The sequence below is a fragment of the Janthinobacterium sp. PC23-8 genome, from assembly GCF_002250505.1.
GTDB lineage: Bacteria > Pseudomonadota > Gammaproteobacteria > Burkholderiales > Burkholderiaceae_D > Janthinobacterium.
This window is the reverse complement of record NZ_NJGY01000002.1, coordinates 940,960-962,152: the sequence shown is the minus strand read 5'-3', so window position 1 is coordinate 962,152 and position 21,193 is coordinate 940,960. Positions and strand designations below refer to the sequence as shown.

18 protein-coding genes are annotated in these 21,193 nt (G+C 65.7%); 16 read left to right on the top strand and 2 right to left on the bottom strand.

The genetic code is table 11. The annotated features are described in order from the left end of the window. Positions 1-9 precede the first annotated feature (9 nt). The 13 genes from CD932_RS19470 to fdhA all read left to right on the top strand — a co-directional run bounded on the left by CD932_RS19470 (position 10) and on the right by fdhA (position 16,095). Entirely contained in the window at positions 10-1,410 is a 1,401-nt protein-coding gene (locus CD932_RS19470) for an L-serine ammonia-lyase (protein ID WP_094444391.1), read from the top strand. Positions 1,411-1,429: 19 nt separating this feature from the next. Then, a complete protein-coding gene (gene glyA, locus CD932_RS19465) occupies positions 1,430-2,701 on the top strand; it encodes a serine hydroxymethyltransferase (protein ID WP_094444390.1) in 1,272 nt (423 codons plus the stop codon). Positions 2,702-2,720: 19 nt separating this feature from the next. Then, on the top strand, positions 2,721-3,692 hold the full coding sequence (locus CD932_RS19460) for a dipeptidase (RefSeq protein ID WP_094444389.1): 972 nt from the start codon (positions 2,721-2,723) through the stop codon (positions 3,690-3,692). Between the two features lie 68 nt (positions 3,693-3,760). Then, positions 3,761-4,279, top strand: a complete 519-nt coding sequence (locus CD932_RS19455; RefSeq protein WP_094444388.1) for a DUF5943 domain-containing protein — start codon at positions 3,761-3,763, stop codon at positions 4,277-4,279. Between the two features lie 9 nt (positions 4,280-4,288). Then, the gene (locus CD932_RS19450; protein WP_094444387.1) at positions 4,289-6,349 is read left to right on the top strand and encodes an NADH:flavin oxidoreductase; all 2,061 of its coding nucleotides are present in this window, start codon (positions 4,289-4,291) and stop codon (positions 6,347-6,349) included. A 1-nt stretch (position 6,350) separates the two neighbouring features. Continuing rightward, positions 6,351-8,219, top strand: a complete 1,869-nt coding sequence (locus tag CD932_RS19445) for a (Fe-S)-binding protein (RefSeq protein ID WP_094444386.1) — start codon at positions 6,351-6,353, stop codon at positions 8,217-8,219. Continuing rightward, positions 8,220-9,338, top strand: coding sequence for an electron transfer flavoprotein subunit alpha/FixB family protein (locus CD932_RS19440; RefSeq protein WP_254926677.1), 1,119 nt, complete (start codon positions 8,220-8,222; stop codon positions 9,336-9,338). It begins immediately after the preceding gene. Between the two features lie 19 nt (positions 9,339-9,357). After that, complete coding sequence (locus CD932_RS19435) at positions 9,358-10,137, top strand: hypothetical protein (RefSeq protein ID WP_094444385.1); 780 nt, start codon at positions 9,358-9,360, stop codon at positions 10,135-10,137. A gap of 3 nt (positions 10,138-10,140) precedes the next feature. Further along, positions 10,141-10,494, top strand: coding sequence for a hypothetical protein (locus CD932_RS19430; RefSeq protein ID WP_094444384.1), 354 nt, complete (start codon positions 10,141-10,143; stop codon positions 10,492-10,494). Between the two features lie 360 nt (positions 10,495-10,854). Further along, complete coding sequence (locus CD932_RS19425; protein ID WP_254926676.1) at positions 10,855-12,411, top strand: BCCT family transporter; 1,557 nt, start codon at positions 10,855-10,857, stop codon at positions 12,409-12,411. Positions 12,412-12,510: 99 nt separating this feature from the next. Beyond that, complete coding sequence (locus tag CD932_RS19420; RefSeq protein ID WP_094444383.1) at positions 12,511-13,752, top strand: SRPBCC family protein; 1,242 nt, start codon at positions 12,511-12,513, stop codon at positions 13,750-13,752. Positions 13,753-13,755: 3 nt separating this feature from the next. After that, positions 13,756-14,859: a hybrid-cluster NAD(P)-dependent oxidoreductase gene (locus CD932_RS19415; protein ID WP_094444382.1), complete on the top strand. Its 1,104-nt coding sequence runs from the start codon at positions 13,756-13,758 to the stop codon at positions 14,857-14,859. Positions 14,860-14,892: 33 nt separating this feature from the next. Continuing rightward, entirely contained in the window at positions 14,893-16,095 is a 1,203-nt protein-coding gene (gene fdhA / locus CD932_RS19410; protein WP_094444381.1) for a formaldehyde dehydrogenase, glutathione-independent, read from the top strand. Positions 16,096-16,251: 156 nt separating this feature from the next. On the opposite strand, the gene purU is transcribed toward fdhA, so the two are convergent. Then, entirely contained in the window at positions 16,252-17,124 is an 873-nt protein-coding gene (purU, locus tag CD932_RS19405) for a formyltetrahydrofolate deformylase (RefSeq protein ID WP_094444380.1), read from the bottom strand. Positions 17,125-17,339: 215 nt separating this feature from the next. Here purU and CD932_RS19400 point away from each other — a divergent pair, with 215 nt between their 5' ends. Both CD932_RS19400 and CD932_RS19395 read left to right on the top strand, forming a co-directional pair. Then, the gene (locus tag CD932_RS19400; protein ID WP_094444379.1) at positions 17,340-17,861 is read left to right on the top strand and encodes a prolyl-tRNA synthetase associated domain-containing protein; all 522 of its coding nucleotides are present in this window, start codon (positions 17,340-17,342) and stop codon (positions 17,859-17,861) included. Then, a complete protein-coding gene (locus CD932_RS19395) occupies positions 17,858-18,259 on the top strand; it encodes a dihydroneopterin aldolase (RefSeq protein WP_094444378.1) in 402 nt (133 codons plus the stop codon). Before CD932_RS19400 ends, CD932_RS19395 begins: the two co-directional genes overlap by 4 nt. A gap of 358 nt (positions 18,260-18,617) precedes the next feature. On the opposite strand, the gene CD932_RS19390 is transcribed toward CD932_RS19395, so the two are convergent. Further along, positions 18,618-19,631, bottom strand: coding sequence for a GlxA family transcriptional regulator (locus CD932_RS19390; RefSeq protein WP_217907318.1), 1,014 nt, complete (start codon positions 19,629-19,631; stop codon positions 18,618-18,620). Positions 19,632-19,943: 312 nt separating this feature from the next. Here CD932_RS19390 and proV point away from each other — a divergent pair, with 312 nt between their 5' ends. Next, a complete protein-coding gene (proV, locus tag CD932_RS19385; RefSeq protein WP_094444505.1) occupies positions 19,944-21,182 on the top strand; it encodes a glycine betaine/L-proline ABC transporter ATP-binding protein ProV in 1,239 nt (412 codons plus the stop codon). The last annotated feature ends 11 nt before the right edge of the window (positions 21,183-21,193 follow it).

Below are 21,193 nucleotides of genomic sequence, written 5' to 3'. Positions count from 1 at the left end.
GAGGATCGCATGCCATTCAGTATTTTTGACGTGTTCCGCATCGGCATCGGCCCATCGAGCTCGCACACGGTGGGGCCGATGCTGGCGGTGAACCGCTACCTGCGGGCGCTGCGTCCGCAACTGGCGCGCGTGGCGCGGGTACGGGTCGACCTGTACGGCTCGCTGGCGCTGACCGGCGTGGGCCACTGCACCGACAGCGCGGTGCTGCTGGGCCTGTTGGGCGAGGAGCCGCATCTGGTCGATCCTGCCCTGGCGCAGCAGCGGGTGGCGCGCGTGCGCGCCGAGGGCCGCCTGCCGCTGGCCGGCACGCACGAAGTGCCGTTCGACGAGGCCGCCGACCTGCTGTTCCACAAGCGCGAGCGCCTGCCGCAGCATCCGAACGGCATGCGCGTCACCGCGTTCGACGCAAGCGGTGCGGTATTGCTGGCGCGCGAGTATTTCTCCATCGGCGGCGGCGCCGTCAAGGATGAGGATGAAATCCGGCCTGTGCTGCGGCCGGCCGCAGCGCAGGATGGCGCGGATGTGCCGGAAGCGCACGCAGGGCAATGTCCGTTCGTCAGCGCCGCCGAGTTGCTGGCGTGGTGCCACCGCCAGCGCTGCAGCATTGCCGAGGCGGTGCTGCGCAACGAAGCGAGCTACCACGGCGCCGCCGACGCCCGTGCCCGGGTGCTGGAAATCTGGCACGTGATGCGCGACTGCGTCGAGCGCGGCCTGCACACCGAAGGCGTGCTGCCCGGCGGCTTGAACCTGAAGCGGCGCGCCTCCAGCCTGTACCGGCAGGCGCGCGATGGCGCCAACGGCAGGCTGTCGGCCGACTTCGCGATGATGGACATCCTGTCCGCCTACGCCATCGCGGTCAATGAGGAAAATGCGGCCGGAGGCCGGGTGGTGACGGCGCCCACCAACGGCTCGGCCGGGGTGATACCGGCGGTGCTGATGTACTACACCGGCGCCCATCCGCAGGCCGGCGAGGACGCCGTCATGACGTTCCTGCTGACGGCGGCCGGCATCGGCATGCTGTACAAGCGCAATGCGTCGATTTCCGCAGCGGAAATGGGGTGCCAGGGCGAGATCGGCGTGTCGGCCTCGATGGCGGCAGCCGGCCTGGCGGCGGTGCTGGGCGGCACCCCGGAACAGGTTGAAAACGCGGCGGAGATCGCGATGGAGCATTTCCTCGGCATGACCTGCGATCCCCTCAATGGCCTGGTGCAGGTGCCCTGCATCGAGCGTAACAGCATGGGGGCGATCAAGGCCGTCAATGCCGCCCGCATGTCCCTGATGAGCGACGGCAGCCACATCGTCTCGCTGGACCAGGTGATAGAAACCATGCGCCAGACCGGCGTCGATATGCAAAGCAACTACAAAGAAACCTCGCTTGGCGGGCTGGCGGTCAACGTCGTCAGCTGCTGAGCATCACATTGGAGATACCATGTCGCAAACCGCATTTTTCCGCAATACCCTGGCTGAATCGGATACGGCCGTCGCGGCCGGCATCGCCGGCGAGTTGCACCGCCAGCAAGACCAGATCGAGATGATCGCGTCGGAAAACATCGTCTCGAAAGCCGTGCTGGAAGCCCAGGGTTCGGTGCTGACCAACAAATACGCCGAAGGCTATCCTGGCAAGCGCTACTACGGCGGCTGCGAGGAAGTCGACGTCATCGAGACCCTGGCGATCGAGCGCGCCAAGGCGTTGTTCGGCGCTGCCTACGTCAACGTGCAGCCGCATTCGGGCGCCCAGGCCAATGGCGCCGTCATGCTGGCGCTGCTGCAGCCGGGCGACACGGTGTTGGGCATGGCGCTGTCGGCCGGCGGCCACCTGACGCACGGCGCCAAGCCCGCGCTGTCGGGCAAGTGGTTCAACGCGGTGCAGTACGGCGTGCGACGCGAAGACAGCCGCGTCGACTACGACGAAGTCGAGCGCCTGGCGCGCGAGCACAAGCCCAAGCTGATCATTGCCGGCTTTTCCGCCTACCCGCGCGAGATGGACTGGGCTCGCTTCCGCGCCATCGCCGACGCGGTGGGCGCCTTCCTGATGGTGGACATGGCGCACATCGCCGGCCTGGTGGCGGCCGGCGTGCATCCGAGCCCGGTGCCGCACGCCCACATCACGACCTCGACCACCCACAAGACCCTGCGCGGCCCGCGCGGCGGCATCATCATGACCAACGACGAGGACATCGCCAAGAAGATCAATTCGGCGGTATTCCCCGGCCTGCAGGGCGGCCCGCTGATGCACGTGATCGCGGCCAAGGCGGTGGCTTTCGGCGAAGCGCTGCAGCCTTCGTTCAAGACCTACATCGAGCGCGTGGTCGGCAACGCCAGGGCGCTGGGCGAAGTGCTGGTGGCGGGCGGCGTGGACCTGGTCACCGGCGGCACCGACAACCACCTGCTGCTGGTCGACCTGCGCCCCATGGGCCTGAAGGGCAACGCCACCGAGCAGGCGCTCGAGCGCGCCGGCTTCACCTGCAACAAGAACGGCATTCCATTCGACGACGAAAAGCCCACCGTCACCTCCGGCGTGCGCCTGGGCACCTCGGCCGGCACCACGCGCGGCTTTGGCGAGACCGAGTTCCGCCGCATCGGCGCCCTGATCCTGGAAGTGCTGCAAGGCTTGCGCGACAACCCGGCCGGCGACGCCGCCGTGGAGCAGCGCGTGCGCGCCGAAGTATCGGCGCTGTGCAAGCAATTCCCGATTTACTGAGCCCATCGAGAGGACAATCATGAGTACATTGCACGAACAAGCGGTCGTCATCGATGGCCTGATCATCGCCAAGTGGGGCCGGGATATCTTCGAAGACATGCGGCGCGGCGGCCTGACGGCGGCCAATTGCACGGTCTCGGTGTGGGAAGGCTTCGGCGAGACGGTCGCCAATATCGCGGACATGAAAAAGCTGATCCGCGAAAACAGCGAACTGGTGTCGCTGGTGCGCGGCACCGAAGACATCCTCGACGCCAAGAAGAATAACCGCACCGGCATCATCCTGGGCTTCCAGAACGCCCATGCGTTCGAGGACAACCTGGGCTACATCGAAGCATTCGCCGACATGGGCGTGCGCGTGGTCCAGCTGTGCTACAACACCCAGAACCTGGTGGGCACCGGCTGCTATGAGCGCGACGGCGGCCTGTCGGGCTTCGGCCGCGAAGTCATCGCCGAAATGAACCGGGTCGGCATCATGGTCGACCTGTCGCACGTCGGCGGCGCCACCTCGGAAGAAGCGATCCTGGCGTCCAGCAAGCCGGTCTGCTATTCGCACTGCCTGCCGTCCGGCCTGAAGGAACATCCGCGCAACAAGAGCGACGAGCAATTGCGCTTCATCGCCGATCGCGGCGGCTTCATCGGCGTGACCATGTTCCCGCCATTCCTCAAGCGCGGCATCGAAGCGACCGTCGACGACTACATCGAGGCGCTGGAATACGTGATCAACCTGGCCGGCGAGGATTGCGTCGGCGTCGGCACCGACTTCACGCAGGGCTACGACAAGGGCTTTTTCGATTGGATTACCCACGACAAGGGCCGCCACCGCCAGCTGACCAAGTTCGGCCCCATCGTCAACCCGCTCGGCATCCGCACCATCGGCGAGTTCCCGAACCTGACCGCCGCGATGGAAAAGGCCGGCTGGACGGAAAGCCGCATCCGCAAGGTGATGGGCGCCAACTGGGTCAACACCTTCAGGGAAGTGTGGGGCGCATGACGCCAGCCTTTGCTCACCCATTGCCGGCCCCCCGGATTTACACTCAATTGCATTGAAAGGTATTAGCGATGAATCCCCAACTTCCGATCGAAGTCGATGAAGAAACCGGTGTCTGGACCACCGACGGCTTGCCGATGCTGTACGTGCCGCGCCACTTCTTCACCAATAACCACCTTGCCATCGAGGCGGCCCTGGGCCGCGAGCGCTATGCGCAGCAACTGTATGACGCGGGCTACAAGTCGGCCTATTTCTGGTGTGCCAAGGAAGCCGTGACGCACGGCCTGTCCGGCATGGCGGTGTACGAGCACTACCTGCTGCGCCTGTCGCAGCGCGGCTGGGGCCTGTTCACCTTCGAATCGGCCGATGCCGAGACCGGCCATGCCCGCATCTGCCTGCACAATTCATCGTTCGTGCTGGCCCAGCCCGAAGCGCGCGACAAGCTGTGCTACATGTTCGCCGGCTGGTTCTCCGGCGCCATGGACTGGGTGGGCAAGGATACCGGCCGCAATTACCTCACGACCAGCCACGAGGCGCAATGCGCGGCCGAGGGTTGCGATCATTGCGTCTTCACCGTCGAACCGAAATAAGAGGCCGTCATGCGTTACCCTAACCTGTTCGCGCCGATCACCATCAACAAGCTCACGATCCGCAACCGCATCATCAGTACCGCACACGCCGAGGTGTATGCCGAAAACGGGGTGCCGGGCGAGCGCTACATCCGCTATTACGAGGAAAAGGCGAAGGGTGGCGTCGGCCTGTGCATCTGCGGCGGCTCGAGCCCGGTGTCGATCGACAGCCCGCAAGGCTGGTGGAAGTCGGTCGACCTGTCCAACGACCGCGTGATCGAGCCGCTGGCGCGCCTGGCCGCCAGCATGCACAAGCACGGCGCCAAGATCATGATCCAGGCCACCCACATGGGCCGCCGTTCCAACTACCACGGCGAGCACTGGCCGCACCTGCTGACGCCTTCGGGCGTGCGCGAGCCGGTCCACCGCGGCAATGCCAAGACCATCGAGCTGCATGAAATGCGCCGCATCGTGCAGGATTTCGCTGCGGCGGCGAAGCGGGTTCAGGCGGCCGGCATGGATGGCGTCGAGATCTCGGCCGCGCACCAGCACCTGATCGACCAGTTCTGGAGCCAGCGCACCAACAAGCGCACCGACGAGTATGGCGGCTCGCTGGCCAACCGCATGCGCTTCGGCGTCGAAGTGCTGTCTGCCGTGCGCGACGCGGTGGGGCCGGACTTTTGCGTCGGCCTGCGCATGTGCGGCGATGAATTCCACGAAGATGGCTTGAGCCATGAGGTCTTGAAGGAAATCGCGCTGGCCATGGAACAGACCGGCCTGATCGACTATATCAGCATCGTCGGTTCCGGCGCCGATACCCACAACACGCTGGTCAACTGCATGCCGCCGATGGCGCTGCCGCCCGAGCCTTTCGTGCACCTGGCGGCCGGCATCAAGTCGGTCCTGACCCTGCCGGTGATGCATGCGCAAAGCATCCGCGACGCGGTCCAGGCCGAACGCATCCTGGCCAACGGCATGTGCGACCTGGTCGGCATGACGCGCGCCCACATGGCCGATCCTTACCTGGTCATCAAGATCCGCGACGGCAAGGAAGACCAGATCAAGCAGTGCGTCGGCGCCAACTATTGCATCGACCGCCAGTACAACGGCCTGGACGTGCTGTGCATCCAGAACGCGGCCACCAGCCGCGAGGAAACCATGCCGCACGTGATAGAAAAATCGCGCGGCAAGAAGCGCAAGGTGGTGGTGGTGGGGGCCGGGCCGGCGGGCCTGGAAGCGGCGCGCGTGTCGCGCGAGCGCGGCCACGATGTGGTGCTGTTCGAAAAGAACGACTACGTCGGCGGCCAGGTGATGCTGGCGGCCAAGGCGCCGCAGCGTGAACAGATGGCCGGCATCGTGCGCTGGTTCGACATGGAAACCAAACGCCTGGGCGTGGACCGCCGCCTGGGCGCGGAAGCCACCGTCGGCGCCATCATGGCGGAACAGCCGGACATCGTGGTGCTGGCCACGGGCGGGCGCAGCCATACCGGGGAAAATCCGCACTGGAACGTGGCCGAAGGCCTGGCCGTGAGCAGCTGGGATATCCTGTCCGGCAAGGTGGCGCCGGGCAAGAACGTGCTGGTGTACGACGGCATCAGCACCCACGCCGGCGCCGGCGTGGCCGACTTCATCGCCAGCCGCGGCAACCTGGTGGAAATCGTGACGCCGGACGTCAAGGTCAGCGACGACGTTGGCGGCACCACGTTCCCGATTTTTTACCGCCGCATGTACGCCCAGGGCGTGGTGATGACGCCGAACTACTGGCTCGACGCGGTGGCGCGCGACGGCGACAAGCTGGTCGCCACCATCCGCAACGAATACACCGAAGAGCTCGAAGAGCGGGAAGTCGACCAGGTCGTGATTGAAAACGGCATCACGCCCAACGATGGCCTGTACTGGGAATTGAAGGAGCGCTCGCTGAACCGCGGCGAGACCGACGTGCACCGGCTGTTCGCCGCCGAGCCGCAGCCGCGGCTGGAGCAGGACATCGGCTCGGGCGACTTCCTGCTGTTCCGGGTAGGCGATTGCATTTCGATGCACAACATCCACGCGGCCATCTACGATGCGCTGCGCCTGTGCAAGGACTTCTGACATGCTGGCCAATTTCCTGACCATTTCGTTCTGGGCCAGCATGGCGCTGATGCTGCTGGGCCTGGGGCGGCGGGCCCGCCTGTGGCGCAAGGGCCGCAGCCACCAGGTGGCGCTGGGCGCGCTGTTGGCGATCCCGAAACGCTATTTCATCGACCTGCACCACGTGGTGGCGCGCGAGCCGTTCATCGCCCGCACCCACATGGCGGTGGCCGGCGGCGCCGTGCTGGCGCTGCTGGTGATCGGCGTCAACTACGGGCTGGCGCTGTATTGGCCGGTGCTGGACCAAGTCTTGCTGGTGGCTTCGTGCCTGATGCTTGCCGGCACGGCCATGGTGGCCTGGCGCCGCCGCGCGCCGCCGGCCCGGCTGTCGCGCGGACCGTGGATGCGCCTGCCGTTCACCCTGGCCGCGTTCGCGTTGGGTTCCGGCCTGGCCGCCTGGTATGCGCCGCAGGGTGCGCAGGCCCCGGCACTGCTGGCCATTGCCTTGCTGGCGGTCGGCGCCGCCGAACTGGCGCTGGGCATCGGCATGGGCGGCCCCATGAAGCACGCCGTGGCCGGCCTGCTGAACCTGGCCTTCCATCCGCGCCAGCAGCGTTTCGAGGGCAAGCGTTCCACCGATTTGCGCCCACTGAAGCTGGAAAGCGGCGACTTCGGCGTGGCCAAGCCGGCCGATTTCGAATGGAACCGCCTGCTGCAGTTCGACGCCTGCGTGCAGTGCGGCAAGTGCGAGGCGGCCTGCCCGGCGCTGGCGGCCGGGCAGCCGCTCAACCCGAAAAAACTGATCCAGGACATGGTGGTGGGCCTGGCCGGGAAGACCGACTCGGCCTATGCCGGCACGCCGTATCCGGGCAAGCCGGTGGGCGAGCATGGCGGCGCGCCGGAGTTGCCGATCTTCCCGGGGCTGGTCGACCCCGACACGATCTGGTCGTGCACCACTTGCCGCGCCTGCGTGCAGGAATGCCCGATGCTGATCGAGCATGTGGACGCGGTGGTCGACATGCGCCGCTCCCTGACGATGGTGCAAGGCGCGGTTCCCGGCAAGGGTGCCCAGGCGCTGGAAAACCTGCGCCATACGCAAACCGTGGGCGGCTTCCCGCGCGCCGTGCGCTATCACTGGGCGATCGACATGGACGTGCCGGTGCTGGAAGCGGGCGGACGCACCGATTACCTGCTGATCGCCGGCGAAGGAGCATTCGACATGCGCTACCAGCGCGCCTTGCGGGCGCTGGTGAAAGTGCTCAAACACGCCGGCGTCGAATTCGCGGTGCTGGGCGAGGCGGAAATCGACAGCGGCGACCTGGCGCGCCGCCTGGGCGACGAAGCCGGCTTCCAGAATCTGGCGCGCGCCAACGTCGCCATGCTGGGCAAGCGCCAGTTCAGGCACATCGTCACGCCGGACCCGCACGTGTTCCATTGCATGAAAAATGAATACCCGGCCATGGGCGGCCGCTACGATGTGCTGCACCACAGCGGCCTGATCGCGACGCTGTTCAGGGAACAACGCATCCGCCTGACAGGCGAAGCGCTCTTGGCACCGCTGACTTACCACGACCCGTGCTACCTGGGCCGCTACAACGGCGAGTTCGACGCGCCGCGCGCCGTGCTGGCGGCGCTGGGTGTGGCGGTGCGTGAAATGGAGCGCTCGCGCGAGCGCGGACGCTGCTGCGGCGGCGGGGGGGGCGCGCCGTTTACCGATATCCCCGGCGCCACGCGGATCCCGGACATCCGCATCATCGACGCGCGCACCATCGGTGCCGAAGTGATGGCGGTGGCGTGCCCGAATTGCACCGCCATGCTCGAAGGCGTGGTGGGGCCGCGTCCTGAAGTGATGGAACTTGCCGAGCTGGTTGCCCAGCGATTGGGGGAATAAATGGAAGGTCATCAAATCATGGCGCGCCGGGTCAACCCGCGCCGCCCTTACGTGGTCACGCCGCAAGGCCGCAAGCGCATCATCCTGGGCGCGCAGGACGGCCTGCGCGATGTGCTGCAGTCGCAGCACGCTGCGGCGCGCAAGCCGGTGCGCAGCACGCAGCCGTTCGAGCGCCACATGCTGGTGCTGGTGCATGCCGACCGCGGCATGCTCGACGAACACGCGAACCAGGCGATCGCCGCAGCCGCGCTGCTGGCCGACAGCGCGACCGGTGTCGCAGTGGCGGTGCTGGGCGGCGTCTCGGGCAGCCCGGACGAGCTGGGCGCCAGCGGCGCCGATGCCGTGATCGACTTGCCGCAGCTTGATGTGGCCAGTTTCGGTCCCGAGCGCGTACTGGCCGTGGCGCAGCAATTGATCGAGCGCTACCAGCCGGTCCACATTTTCCTGCCTGACCGCGGTGCCGACGGCGACCTGGGACGGCGCCTGGCCGCGCGCATCGGTTGCGGCATCGCCACCGACGTGGTCGAACTCGATGCCGCCGTGGCGTGCCGCGTGGTGCCGGGCGGGCGCTTCGCGCGCTGCGCCTTGCCGCGCATCGTGCTGCTGGCGCGCAATGCCGCCGACGCCAGCCTGCCGTTCCTGGGGCGTGGCGTGGTCGAACAGATGCCGTTGCCGGATGCGGCGGCGCAGCCGGGGGTGCGCGACCTGGGCCTGGAAACCAGCGCACCCGACCAGATCGGACTGGAAGAGGCCGATTTCATCCTCTCGGGCGGCAACGGCATGCGCGACATGGACATCTTTGGCGCGCTGGCCAGCGCGCTGGGCGCGGCCACCGGGGCATCGCGGGTGGCGGTGGACGATGGCCGCTTCCCGCGCGCCAAGCAGATCGGCGCCACCGGCAAGACCGTGCAGGCCAGCGCCTATATCGCGATAGGCATCTCCGGCGCGGTCCAGCATTTGCAGGGGATTAAGGATTGCCGACATGTCATCGCGGTCAACCTCGACGACAGCGCGCCGATCGCCAAGCGCGCCAACCTGACCCTGGTGGAAGATGCGCAAGCGCTGATGCGCGCGCTGCTGCCGAAAGTGAAGGCGGCGCGCGCCGCCGCCGGGGCGTAACGATAATGAGAGGCTACAAATGACAACTACGCTCAGGATCGCGGTGCTGGTATCGCCCGCCCGCCACCCGGTCAGCGGCCAGCCCGTGCGCAGTGCCTGTGACGCGGCCGCGCTGGAACTCGGCTGCCGCCTGGCGCCGCCCGAACGCCTCAAGGTGCTGTCGGCCGGCATGGCCAGCAAGGAAAGCCTGGACGATTACCTGGGGCTGGGCGCCGAGACCATCGAAGTGCTGACCGTGGCCGACAACGGCGACGTGCTGCCGGCGCTGCTGGCGCGCCTGAAAGACTACGACCTGGTGTTGTGTGGCATGCGTTCGGATGGCCAGTCCGCGTCCGGCATGCTGCCTTACCTGCTGGCCGAAGGCTTGCAGGTCCCGCTGGTGGGCGACGTGCTGGAAGCGGCCGCCCGCGGCCGGACGTTGACCGTGCGCCAATTCTTGCCGAAGGGGATGCGCCGGCGCCTGGAAGTGAGCCTGCCGGCCGTGCTGGCCGTGCATGCGCGCGCCACGCGAACCCGCCAGTATGCCTATGCGCGCGCCGTGGCCGGGCGCGTCAGCTACGTGGCCGCTGCGGTGGGCGTCAGCCCGGCAGCGGCGCCGGCGTGGCAGCTGGAGCCAGCCACGCGGCGCCCGCGCCCGCTCAAGGCCGCAGTGGCGCAAAGCGGCCACAGCCGGATGATGGGGGCGATCGGCGGCGACAGCGGCGCGCGCGGCGGACAGGTGGTCAAGCAGGGCAGCGCCGAGCAAAAGGCGCAGATCCTGCTCGATTATCTGCGCGAACACCGGCTGGTCGACTTCTGAGCCATGGTTAAGTACGTTATTCCATGGATCGTCGAGGTCCGCGCGCTGGCCACCGAGCTGCGCGCCGGCATGCGTCAGGCCGCCACGGTCGACGTCACTGTGCGGGCGATGGCGCCGGCGTTCCCGCAAACCATTGAAGACTGCATCGACTACCAGCCGATCTGCGAACATATCCTGGGCGCCTGGTCGGATGCGGCGTGCGGCGCACGGCCCGAACAGGCCGTGCACGCGCTTGCAGGCTTTATTCTTGGCCGCGATGGACGGATCGGCGATGTCAACGTGGCATTGACAATAGGGAGCGCCACCTGGCGGCTGTCGCAGGCGCAGGAACTGGTGCAATTGCGGTCGATAGCCTGAGTCATGCCGCAGGGCCGATGAACCGGCCAAGCCGGCGTCATCGGCCCTCAGGTCATGCTGGTTTGACAGAGCAGTGGCGTACGGCTAGCATCGCGGCAGGAACGGGCCTGCGCCTGCCGCATCGGGCTGTGCAGCGGCGGTTATGCGCTGGTCAAAGCCGGCCTGATGCAGGGCTAGCGCTGCGCCAGCCACTTTTAGCAAGACTTACAGGAGGCAGTTCGGCCATCCTCCCGGCGCAGGACGGCGCCAACAGGATTGAAGGCTGACGCAGACAGGCAACAGCTTGTCGTAATTGCGACATTTGCCGGACTGCGTGCTGTGTATTGTTGAGTTTCACCAGGCGTTCCAAAGACAGGCGACATGATGAATCACACAGCAGGCGGGGTGGCGTTCCGGCCCGAAGCCAATATCGAGGTCCTCGGACTGAACTTCCACCGCTTTATCTTCCCGGTATCCATCCTTCTCATGCTGGTGCTGGTGGTGGCCGCGCTGGTCGATCCTCCCGCCGCCAGCCTTTTCCTGGAACATGCCAAACAGGCCAGCCTGAAGTATTTTGCTTCGTTCACCATGCTTGCAGGAAACATCATGGTGGTGTTTTGCGTGGCGCTGGCCGTCACGCCCTATGGCAATATCCGGCTGGGCGGCAAACAGGCAAAACCGGAATTTCGCACGCTGTCGTGGTTTTGCATGATGTTTGCGGCCGGCATGGGCGTGGGCCTGCTGTACTGGGGCGTAGCCGAACCCGTTGCGCATTACACCGCCTGGTTCAAGACGCCCCTCAATATCGCGAAAGACACGCCTGAGGCCGCGCATGCGGCCATGGGCGCGACGATCTTCCACTGGAGCCTCCATCCATGGGCGATTTACCTGTCCACCGCAGTGGTGGTGGGCTACTTCGGCTACAACAAGGGCTTGCCGTTTTCCCTCAGCTCCGGCCTGCAGCCGTTCATCGGCAAGGCGCACAAGGGCGCCATCGGGCATATCGTCGATGTGTTCACCGTGATCATCACCGTGTTCGGCCATGCGACGTCGGTCGGCCTGGCCGCCATGCAGGCCACCGCCGGCATCACCTACGTGCTGGGCGTGCCGAACACGTTCGCGTACCAGATGCTGTTCATCGCCGTGGTCGTCATTGTCGCCGCGTTCACCCTGCTGCGCGGTTTGAATAACGGCATCAAGGTGCTCAGCAACATCAACATGCTGATTGCGCTGGCGCTGTTCGTGGCCGTGGTGTCCGGCGTCGGCGGCTGGGTTTTCCTCGCCAATGTGGTCAACACCGCCACCGACTACGCCACATTCTTCGTGCCCCTGAGTAACTGGCTGAACCGCCCGGACCAGGACTGGATGCAGGGCTGGACCGTGTTTTACTGGGCCTGGTGGTGCACCTGGGGGCCGCTGGTCGGCGTGTTCGTGGCGCGCATTTCGAAGGGGCGCACCCTGCGCCAGATGGTGGGCGTGGTAATGGTGGCGCCGACCGTGGTGTCCATCCTGTGGTTTACCGCCTTCGGCAACAGTGCGATCGACACCATCGTGGCCGGATCGCCCGCCTTCGCCGATGGCCTGGGCAGCGTCGATACCGCCATCTTCCGCTTCCTGGAAACCCTGCCCATGTTCGGCTTTACCGCGGCGGCCGTGGTCATGCTGCTGGTGATTTTCATGGTGACGTCGGTCAATTCGGCAGCCATCGTGGTGGACAACCTGGCGGCCGGCGGCAACCCCGACACGCCGGCCATCCAGCAAGTGATCTGGCTGGTGATGATTGCGCTGGTGACGGTGATCCTGTTCGTGGTCGGCGACCAATCGGCGCTGAAAGGTATCGAGGCGGGCGCCATCGCGTTGGGGCCGCCGTTCCTGGCGCTGATCCTGGTGCTGATCGCCGGCTTCATGAAAGCCGTCGCACAGGAAGCGAAGTCGTAAAGTGCGCCAAAGTCGTCGCAAAAAGACAAGCCGCGCCAGCGGCCTTGGATGAATATAACGTTATTCCCGTGTGACCTATCTAGCAAGAAAGCGACCGCAATGAACATCACTCCCAATCTTCGCACCCTTCTGGAACGCCGCAAGCCTGGCTACAGCCTGGAAGCGCCGTTTTACCTCGATCCTGTCCTGTTCGAGCAGGACTTGAAACTGATCTTCGGCCGCCACTGGATCTATGCCGGGCCGCAAGCCTGCATCCCGGAAGACGGGGACTTCTTCACGGTCGACATTGGCTCCACGTCGGTGCTGCTGGTGCGCGACGGCGACGGCGGCGTGAACGCCTTCCACAACGTGTGCCGCCACCGCGGTTCGCGGCTGTGCAATGAGCAAAAGGGCGCGGTCGGCAACCTGGTGTGCCCATACCACCAGTGGACGTATGACCTCACGGGAAAACTGATGTTTGCCGAACACATGGGCGAGGGCTTCGCGCGCGATACCCACAACCTCAAGCCGGTCCACCTGCGCAACGTCGCCGGTCTGCTGTTCATCTGCCTGGCGGACGTTCCGCCGCAAGACTTCGAGCAACTGGCGGCAGAGATGACGCCTTACGTCGTGCAGCACCGCGTGGCCGACTGCAAGGTGGCGGCGCAGATCGACATGGTCGAGCACTGCAACTGGAAGCTGACGATGGAAAACAACCGCGAGTGCTACCACTGCCGCGGCAGCCATCCGGAACTGACCCGCTCCCTGTTCGAGTACGGCTTCGGCTACGCGCCGACGCCGGAAACCTGCGACGGCATCAATGAATACAACCGTCTGCTGGCCGAGCGCCATGCGCAGTGGGAAGCGCTGGGCTTGCCGTGCCGCGAAATCGACCACCTCGATGACCGGGTCACGGGCTTTCGCACCCAGCGCCTGCCGCTGGACCGCGGTGGCGAAGCCCAGACCTTGAACGGCAAGGCCGCCAGCAGCAAGCGGCTGGGGCAATTCCAGCAATCCGACCTGGGCGCGCTGTCGTTCTGGACCCAGCCCAATTCCTGGCACCATTTCATGGCCGACCATATCGTGACCTTCACGGTGTTGCCGATCGCGGTCGACAAGACCCTGGTGCGCACCACCTGGCTGGTGCACAAGGACGCGGTCGAGGGCGTCGATTACGAGGTCGGGAACCTGACCGCCGTGTGGAACGCCACCAATGCCCAGGACCGCCAGCTGTGCGAACAGTCGCAGCGCGGCATCGCCAGCCCGGCCTACGAACCGGGCCCGTATTCGCCCTTTACCGAAGGTCTGGTCGATAAATTCTGCAACTGGTACACCGCCCGCATGGCGGCGGAACTCGGGTAAGCCATGTTGAACGCAACGCTTGCCAATATGGCCACTCCCTGGGACGGCGACCGCGACGATACGCTGCTTTGCCGCGCCGTGCGGCAGGAAACGCATGACGTCAGGACGTTTGTGTTTTCCGCCCCGGCGCCGCGCCTGTTCCGCTACGCGCCCGGCCAGTTCATCACGCTGGAACTCGATATCGGCGGCCAGGCGGTCCAGCGCTGCTACACGCTGTCGTCCACGCCGTCGCGGCCCGACACGGTCTCGATCACCGTCAAGCGGGTGCCGGGTGGCCAGGTGTCGAACTGGCTGCACGACAACCTGGCGCCTGGTGCGCAAATCAGGGTGCGCGGTCCGTCGGGCGGATTTTCCTGCTTCCTGCAGCCCATGCCGGCGCGCGAAAAATACCTGTTCCTGTCCGCCGGCAGCGGTATCACGCCGCTGATGTCGATGACGCGCGCCATGCACGACCTGGTGCTCGACGCCGACATCGCCTTCGTGCACAGCGCCCGCACGCCGGACGACATCATCTTTGCGCGGGAACTGGAATTGATGGCGTATAACCGGGACGGCCTGTTCCGGCTGGGCGCCGTGTGTGAACGGCGCGGCGCGCAGGCGGCATGGGCCGGCTTCAATGGTTTCCTGAACCTGGCCGTGCTGCAAAACGTGGCGCCGGATTTCCGCGAACGCAAGGTCTACACCTGCGGCCCCGCGCCGTACATGGCGGCGGTGCGCGCCATGCTCGAGGGCGCCGGCTTCGATATGGCCGGCTACCACGAAGAGAGCTTTTCATTCGCGGCCCTGGCGCAGGCCGGCGCAGAAGCGGAAGCGCCGCCTGCCCTGGTCGCAGAAGGCGCGGGGCAGGGCTTCAAGGTCAGCTTCAGCCGCAGCGGCGACGAACTCACCTGCGCGCCGGGCCAGACCATCCTGGCGGCGGCCCGCGCGGCCGGCGTACGGATGCCGATCTCGTGCACGCAGGGCATGTGCGGTACTTGCAAGACCAGGATGACGGCCGGACAGGTCGACATGCGGCACGCCGGCGGCATTCGCCAGCGTGAAATCGACCAGGGCTGGATTCTGCCATGCTGCAGCAAGCCGCTGGCCGACGTGGTGCTGGACCGTTAATCCAGCAATATTCATAACGAGGAGATAACAGCAATGTCAGAAAACCGTGGTGTCGTATACATCGAGCAGGGCAAGGTCGAAGTGCAGTCTATTCCATTCCCGAAATTGCAGACGCCGAGCGGACGCAAGATCGGCCATGGCGTGATCCTGCGCGTGGTGTCGACCAATATCTGCGGCTCGGACCAGCACATGGTGCGCGGCCGCACGACCGCTCCGGCCGGACTGGTGCTGGGCCATGAAATCACCGGCGAAGTCATCGAAGTGGGCTCCGACGTGGAAACGCTCAGCGTGGGCGACCTGGTGTCGGTGCCGTTCAACGTGGCGTGCGGTCGCTGCCAGACTTGCAAGGAACAGCACACCGGCGTGTGCCTGTCGGTCAACCCGTCGCGCGCCGGCGGCGCCTACGGCTATGTCGACATGGGCGGCTGGATCGGCGGCCAGGCCGAATACGTGATGGTGCCATATGCCGACTTCAACCTGTTGCGCTTCCCGGACAAGGCCCAGGCCATGGGCAAGATCCGCGACCTGACTTGCCTGTCCGATATCCTGCCGACCGGCTTCCACGGCGCGGTGACGGCCGGTGTCGGTCCCGGCACGACGGTGTACGTGGCCGGCGCCGGCCCGGTCGGGCTGGCCGCTGCGGCATCGGCGCGCCTGCTGGGGGCCGCCGTGGTGATCGTCGGCGACATCAATCCGGCGCGCCTGGAGCATGCCCGCAAGGTCGGCTTTGAAACGGTGGACCTGTCGCAGGACGCCACCCTGGGCGAACAGATCGAGCAGATCCTCGGCACGCCGGAAGTCGATTGCGCGGTCGATTGCGTGGGCTTCGAAGCGCGTGGCCATGGCCACGCGGGCGCCCAGCATGAAGCCCCGGCCACGGTCCTGAACTCGCTGATGGAAATCACGCGCGCGGCCGGCAAGATCGGTATTCCAGGCCTGTATGTGACCGACGATCCAGGCGCGGCCGACGCTGCGGCCAGGCAGGGCAGCCTGTCGATCCGCCTCGGCCTGGGCTGGGCCAAGTCGCACAGCTTCCATACCGGCCAGACGCCGGTGATGAAGTACAACCGCCAACTGATGCAGGCGATCCTGTGGGACCGTATCAATATCGCGGAAATCGTCGGCGTCCAGCTGATCACGCTCGACGAGGCGCCGGCAGGCTACGCGGCCTTCGACGCGGGCGCGCCGAAAAAGTATGTGATCGATCCGCACGGCCTGCTGGCGAAAGCCGCCTGACCTTGATCGGGCCAGCGGCGGGGCGGCCATGTTTTCGCTGCCCCGCTGCTTGTGCGCTGGTTGACGCATGACTCCCGATATCAGCTACCAGCGAGGAGTTCATGGCATGGCTGCCGGGTGTTCGGCGCCGGTCCCGGGGCGGACCGGCGCGTGCCTTCAGCGCAGCACGACAGTGCGCTGGCCGTTCAGGAAGACCCGTTTTTCCACCTGCAGGCGGATCGCGCGTGACAGCGCAAGGCATTCCATGTCGCGGCCCATGGCCAGCAGCTGCTCCGGGTCGTAGCTGTGGTCGACGCGCTCCACCACCTGCTCGATGATCGGCCCTTCATCAAGGTCCGAGGTGACGTAGTGCGCGGTGGCGCCGATCAGCTTGACGCCCCTGCTGTGGGCCTGGTGATAAGGCCGCGCGCCCTTGAAGCCGGGCAGGAAGGAGTGGTGGATGTTGATGGCGCGGCCGGCCAGGCGCGCGCTCAGCGCCGATGACAGGATCTGCATGTAGCGCGCCAGTACCACCAGGTCGGCGCCGCTGCCGTCGACCAGTGCCAGCAGCGCCTCTTCTTGCGCGCCCCGGTTGTCGGGCGTGAGCGGCAGGTGGTGGAAGGGCAGGTCGTGCGCTTCGGCCAGCGGCCGCAGGTCCGGATGGTTGGACACGATCGCCACGATCTCGATCCGCAGTTCACCGAAGCGCCAGCGGTAGAGCAGGTCGTGCAGGCAGTGGTCCAGTTTTGACACCATGATCAGCACGCGCGGACGCTGCGCCGCGTCGCTGATGGACCAGTCCATGTCGAAGCGATCGCCGATCGGGGCAAAGCCGGTGCGCAATTGTTCCAGCGGCAGCGGGGCGCCGGAATCGCGGTGGAACACGAAGCGCGCGAAGAAGCGCTGTTCGCGTTTGTCGTCGTAGGCGGCAATGTCGTCGATGTAGCATTGGTGCTGTTCGAGGAAGGCGGTGACGGCAGCTACTTGTCCCGCCGAGCTGGTGCAGGAGAAGGCCAGGATGCAGGTCGATACTGTTTGGGGCAATGTCATGATGTTTCCGGTGGCGGTTGGGCGTGAAGGTACTGTGTGCATTACACCGCAACCTCGGCGCAGGCAGCGTCACGGGAGCGCCAGGCTATGACATGATTGCGACACGCTGCGCTTGGCGCAAGCGTGCCAGCCGATGTCGTTTTCAGTCATGGCCGCGCCTGGCGCGCCTCTACAATCTGGATTCGACTGCAACCTGAAAGCATATCGGAGGGAACGTGGAAATATTGGACGACAATGGGGCGGCAAGCGTGGTGAACGATGGCTTGCACGAATTGTTTTCGCAGCAGGGATGGCCGTTCGAGACGGTGGAACACGCGCCCGTGTTTACCATCGATGAAGCCCTCGCTGCGGTGCCGCACCTGGAAGGAATCAAGACCAAGAATGTGTTCATCCGCGATGGCAAGGGGCAGCGCCATATCCTGGTGATCGTGCCGCACGACCGGCGCGTCGATACGGCGGAACTGGGACGGCAATTGCCGGCCAGCCGGCTGAGCATGGCGTCGCCCGACCGCTTGCAGCGCTGTCTCGGCGTGACGCCGGGCGGGGTCAGCATCTTCGCCCTCGTCAACGACAAGCAGCATGCAGTCGAGCTGGTGGTGGACGAAGCCGTGTGGGCCGCGAAAAAAGTGCAGGGCCACCCGCTGCGCAATACCGCCACCATGGTGGTCACCCACGCGGCGCTGGCGGCGTTCCTCGTGCATACCGGGCATGTGCCGCGTGTCATGCGGGTGCCATGATGGACTTGCCGGGCTGGCTGAAAGGTTCGGTCGTTGCCATCACCAACCTGGAGACCCGCCTGCGGGTCGGCATCTGGGAGCATGAGCGCCAGTTCCAGCCGGTACGGGTCAACCTGACCATGTCGGCCGGTGGCGGCTGCATCGATCACCGGCCCATCGTGCGCTGGATCAGGGAGCAATGGCCGGCCGCGCCGCACACGCCGTTGCTGGAAACCCGGCTGCGCGAGCTGGCCGATTTCGTCTTCGCTTCCGATCCCGGCATCGTCTGGCTGGACGTGGCGCTGTCCAAGCCCCAGGCCTGCCCGCAGGCGCGCGGCGTGGGATTGCGGATGGCGCTGTCGCGCGCCGAACACGCCTTGTGGTTTTCTCCGGCCCGGGCGCCCGCCCACCTGGTGTGAGCGGGTATGCGTGGCATTTGCCACGCACTGCTGGACGGCGCTGACGCGGCGGAAAGCCAGCGCCGCAGCAAGGCCCTGGCAGGCGACAAAAAAGCCGCGTCGGGAACCTCACGATCATCGACTTGTTGCGCAATGACCACGTTGCGCGCCCGGCTGCGGCGCGACTGTACGCTGGAGTGCGTTTTTTGCCGCCCTCTATCCGTGCGCTTCGATTACCGCTGCGCCAAGGCGGTGCGCCAAGGCGGCGCAGCATGTAGATCATTGCGGAACCGGAACTGGAACCGGAGCCGGAACCGGAACCGGCGCGGCTTGCATGCCGGCGCGAGCGGCTGCTTCGACCCGGCTTGCTATCGCGCCGTCACACCAGAACCAACGCCGGCGCCGCCTTGCGCGCCGATTCCTGCTCCCGCACCTGGGATGGCGTCTTGCCATGCGCACTACGGAAGCAGCGCGAGAAGTGCGAGTTGGACAGGAAGCCGCATTGCAGTGCGATGTCGATGATCGGGTTCCTGGTGGTGATCAGCAGGTTGTAGGCGTTGTTGAGGCGCAATTCGAAGGCGAAGGCCAGCGGGCTCGTCCCCAGTTCGTTCTGGAACAAGCGCTCCAGGTGGCGCACGCTGACGTTGACGTGCTGCGCAATGAGCTCGGCGGGCAAGGGATCGGACAAATGGCGTTCGATCAGCAGCATGGCCTTGCGCACGCGGAAGTCGCCGGCCTCCCTGATGAACAGTGGCTGCGGCTGCGGCGTCCCGGCCGGGAGCGGCGCGTGCTCAATCATGATGCGCAGCGCTTTGGCGGCGCGCGCCTTGTCGCAGTGACGTTCGACCAGGAAGGCTGCCAGGTGGACCACGCTGGTGCCGCCGGCGCAGGTCAGCCGGTCCGTGTCGTCGATGAACAATTCGTCCGAGCTCACTTCCAGGTCCGGGAACTCGTTGCGGAAGTTGTCGTACACATACCAGCTCACGCAACTGCGCCGGCCCTGCATCAGGCCCAGGCGCGCCAGCGCGAAGCTGCCGGTGCAGATTCCCACCAGCGGCACATGGGCGGCGGCGGCCGCGCGCAGGTAATCGTTCTGCGCCGTCGGCAACCTGAGCCCGTGCAGCAGGCCCCCCACCACCACGATGTAGTCAAACCGGGCCGGCGCGTCCAGTTGTGTCGTGGGCGTGATCTCCACCCCGCAACTCGATTTGACAGGACGCATGTCGTGACTAAGCAGCGCCCATTCACAGTGGATGGGCCGGCTGCGGTCGCCGTCGTCGGCCGCCAGGCGCAGCGTGTCGATGAAGGCGGAAAATGCCAGCAGCGTGAAGTTCGGGGCGACGATAAAGCTGACCGATAGCTTGCGCCTGGCGGCAGGTCGCGTGTTCAACAAGGTCAGTCTCCTTGGCAGGGGCGGGTGATCGGAAACGCGCAATTGGCTCCCTGAAACTGCGCCACCGCACTGTGTCGGTGCGTGACCGGGGCCGCACCGTTTCTTCATGCAAGTGTTGTGCCCGCTGCGCTTTCAGGGCGCGGCGCGGCGCGAAACAAAGCTGACGCACGTGGTCAACAGGATGTCGGAATCGGACAATTTGCGACAAAGGGGCAGTGTATCTTGTAGTCCAGATGTGGAATTCCAAAGCAATCACACGCCGTCATGCGCAGCGCCAGTTTGTGCAGCCGGCAATCAATGGGGATGGCAGAAATGAAAGAACGACTAATCGTCAAGAATCTGTACAAGGTCTTCGGTGACCGACCGGAAGATGCCATGAAGCTGGTCCGCCAGGGCGTGGACAAGGCCGAGATCTTTGCCCGGACCGGGCAGACGCTGGGGGTGAACGATGCGTCGTTTACGGTCTATGAGGGGGAGATCTTCGTCGTGATGGGGCTGTCCGGTTCGGGGAAGTCGACCCTGGTGCGGCTGCTCAACCGGCTGACCGCACCGACGTCGGGCCAGGTCATATTCGACGGCGTCGATATCGCCAGCATGTCGGAAGCACAGTTGCGCGAACTGCGGCGGCGGCACATCAGCATGGTGTTCCAGTCGTTCGCGCTGATGCCCCATCTGACGGTGCTGCAGAACGCCGGGTTCGGGCTTGAACTGGCCGGCGTGCCGCGTGCGGTGCGCGATAAAAAAGCGCAGCAGGCGCTCGACCAGGTTGGCCTGGGCGCGCGCGCCCACAGCTACCCGCATGAACTGTCTGGCGGGATGCAGCAGCGCGTGGGCCTGGCCCGCGCGCTGGCCAACGATCCCTCGGTGCTGTTGATGGATGAGGCATTCTCGGCCCTGGATCCGCTGATCCGCTACGAGATGCAAGGAGAGCTGATCAAACTGCAGCGCAACGATAAACGCACCATCATCTTCATTTCGCACGACATCGAGGAAGCGTTCCGGATCGGCGACCGGATCGCCATCATGGAAGGCGGGGTGGTGGTACAGGTCGGGACGGCGGAAGACATCATCAAGAATCCCGCCAACGATTATGTGCGCTCCTTCTTCAAGAACGTCAACGTCACCAATCTGTTTACGGCCGTGGACGTCTCGGACATGCGGGCCGAAGCCATCGTCGAACTGGACACGCAGGATGTGCGCGAGGTGCTGGCGCAGTTGACGGCCAATGGCTGCCAGTACGGTTATGTGGTGGACCGTGGCCGCAAGTTCCAGGGCGTGGTGTCGATCGATGCGCTCGAACAGGAGTTGCGCGGCAATAGTCAGCCAAGGCTGCGCAACGCGTTCTTGCCCAACACATCGAGCCTGGCGGCGGACACGCCGGTCTCGGATCTCTACGGGCCGCTGGCCAACTGCCCGCACGACGTGCCGATCTGCGATGCCGGCGGACGCTATATGGGCGCGGTCAGCAAGTCCCGCGTGCTGGAGTTCCTGGGGCAGCGATCGGGGGCGCCGGTGCACGAGCCGTCGAATGTGGTGCAGGTCAAGGCCTAAGTTCACACAAG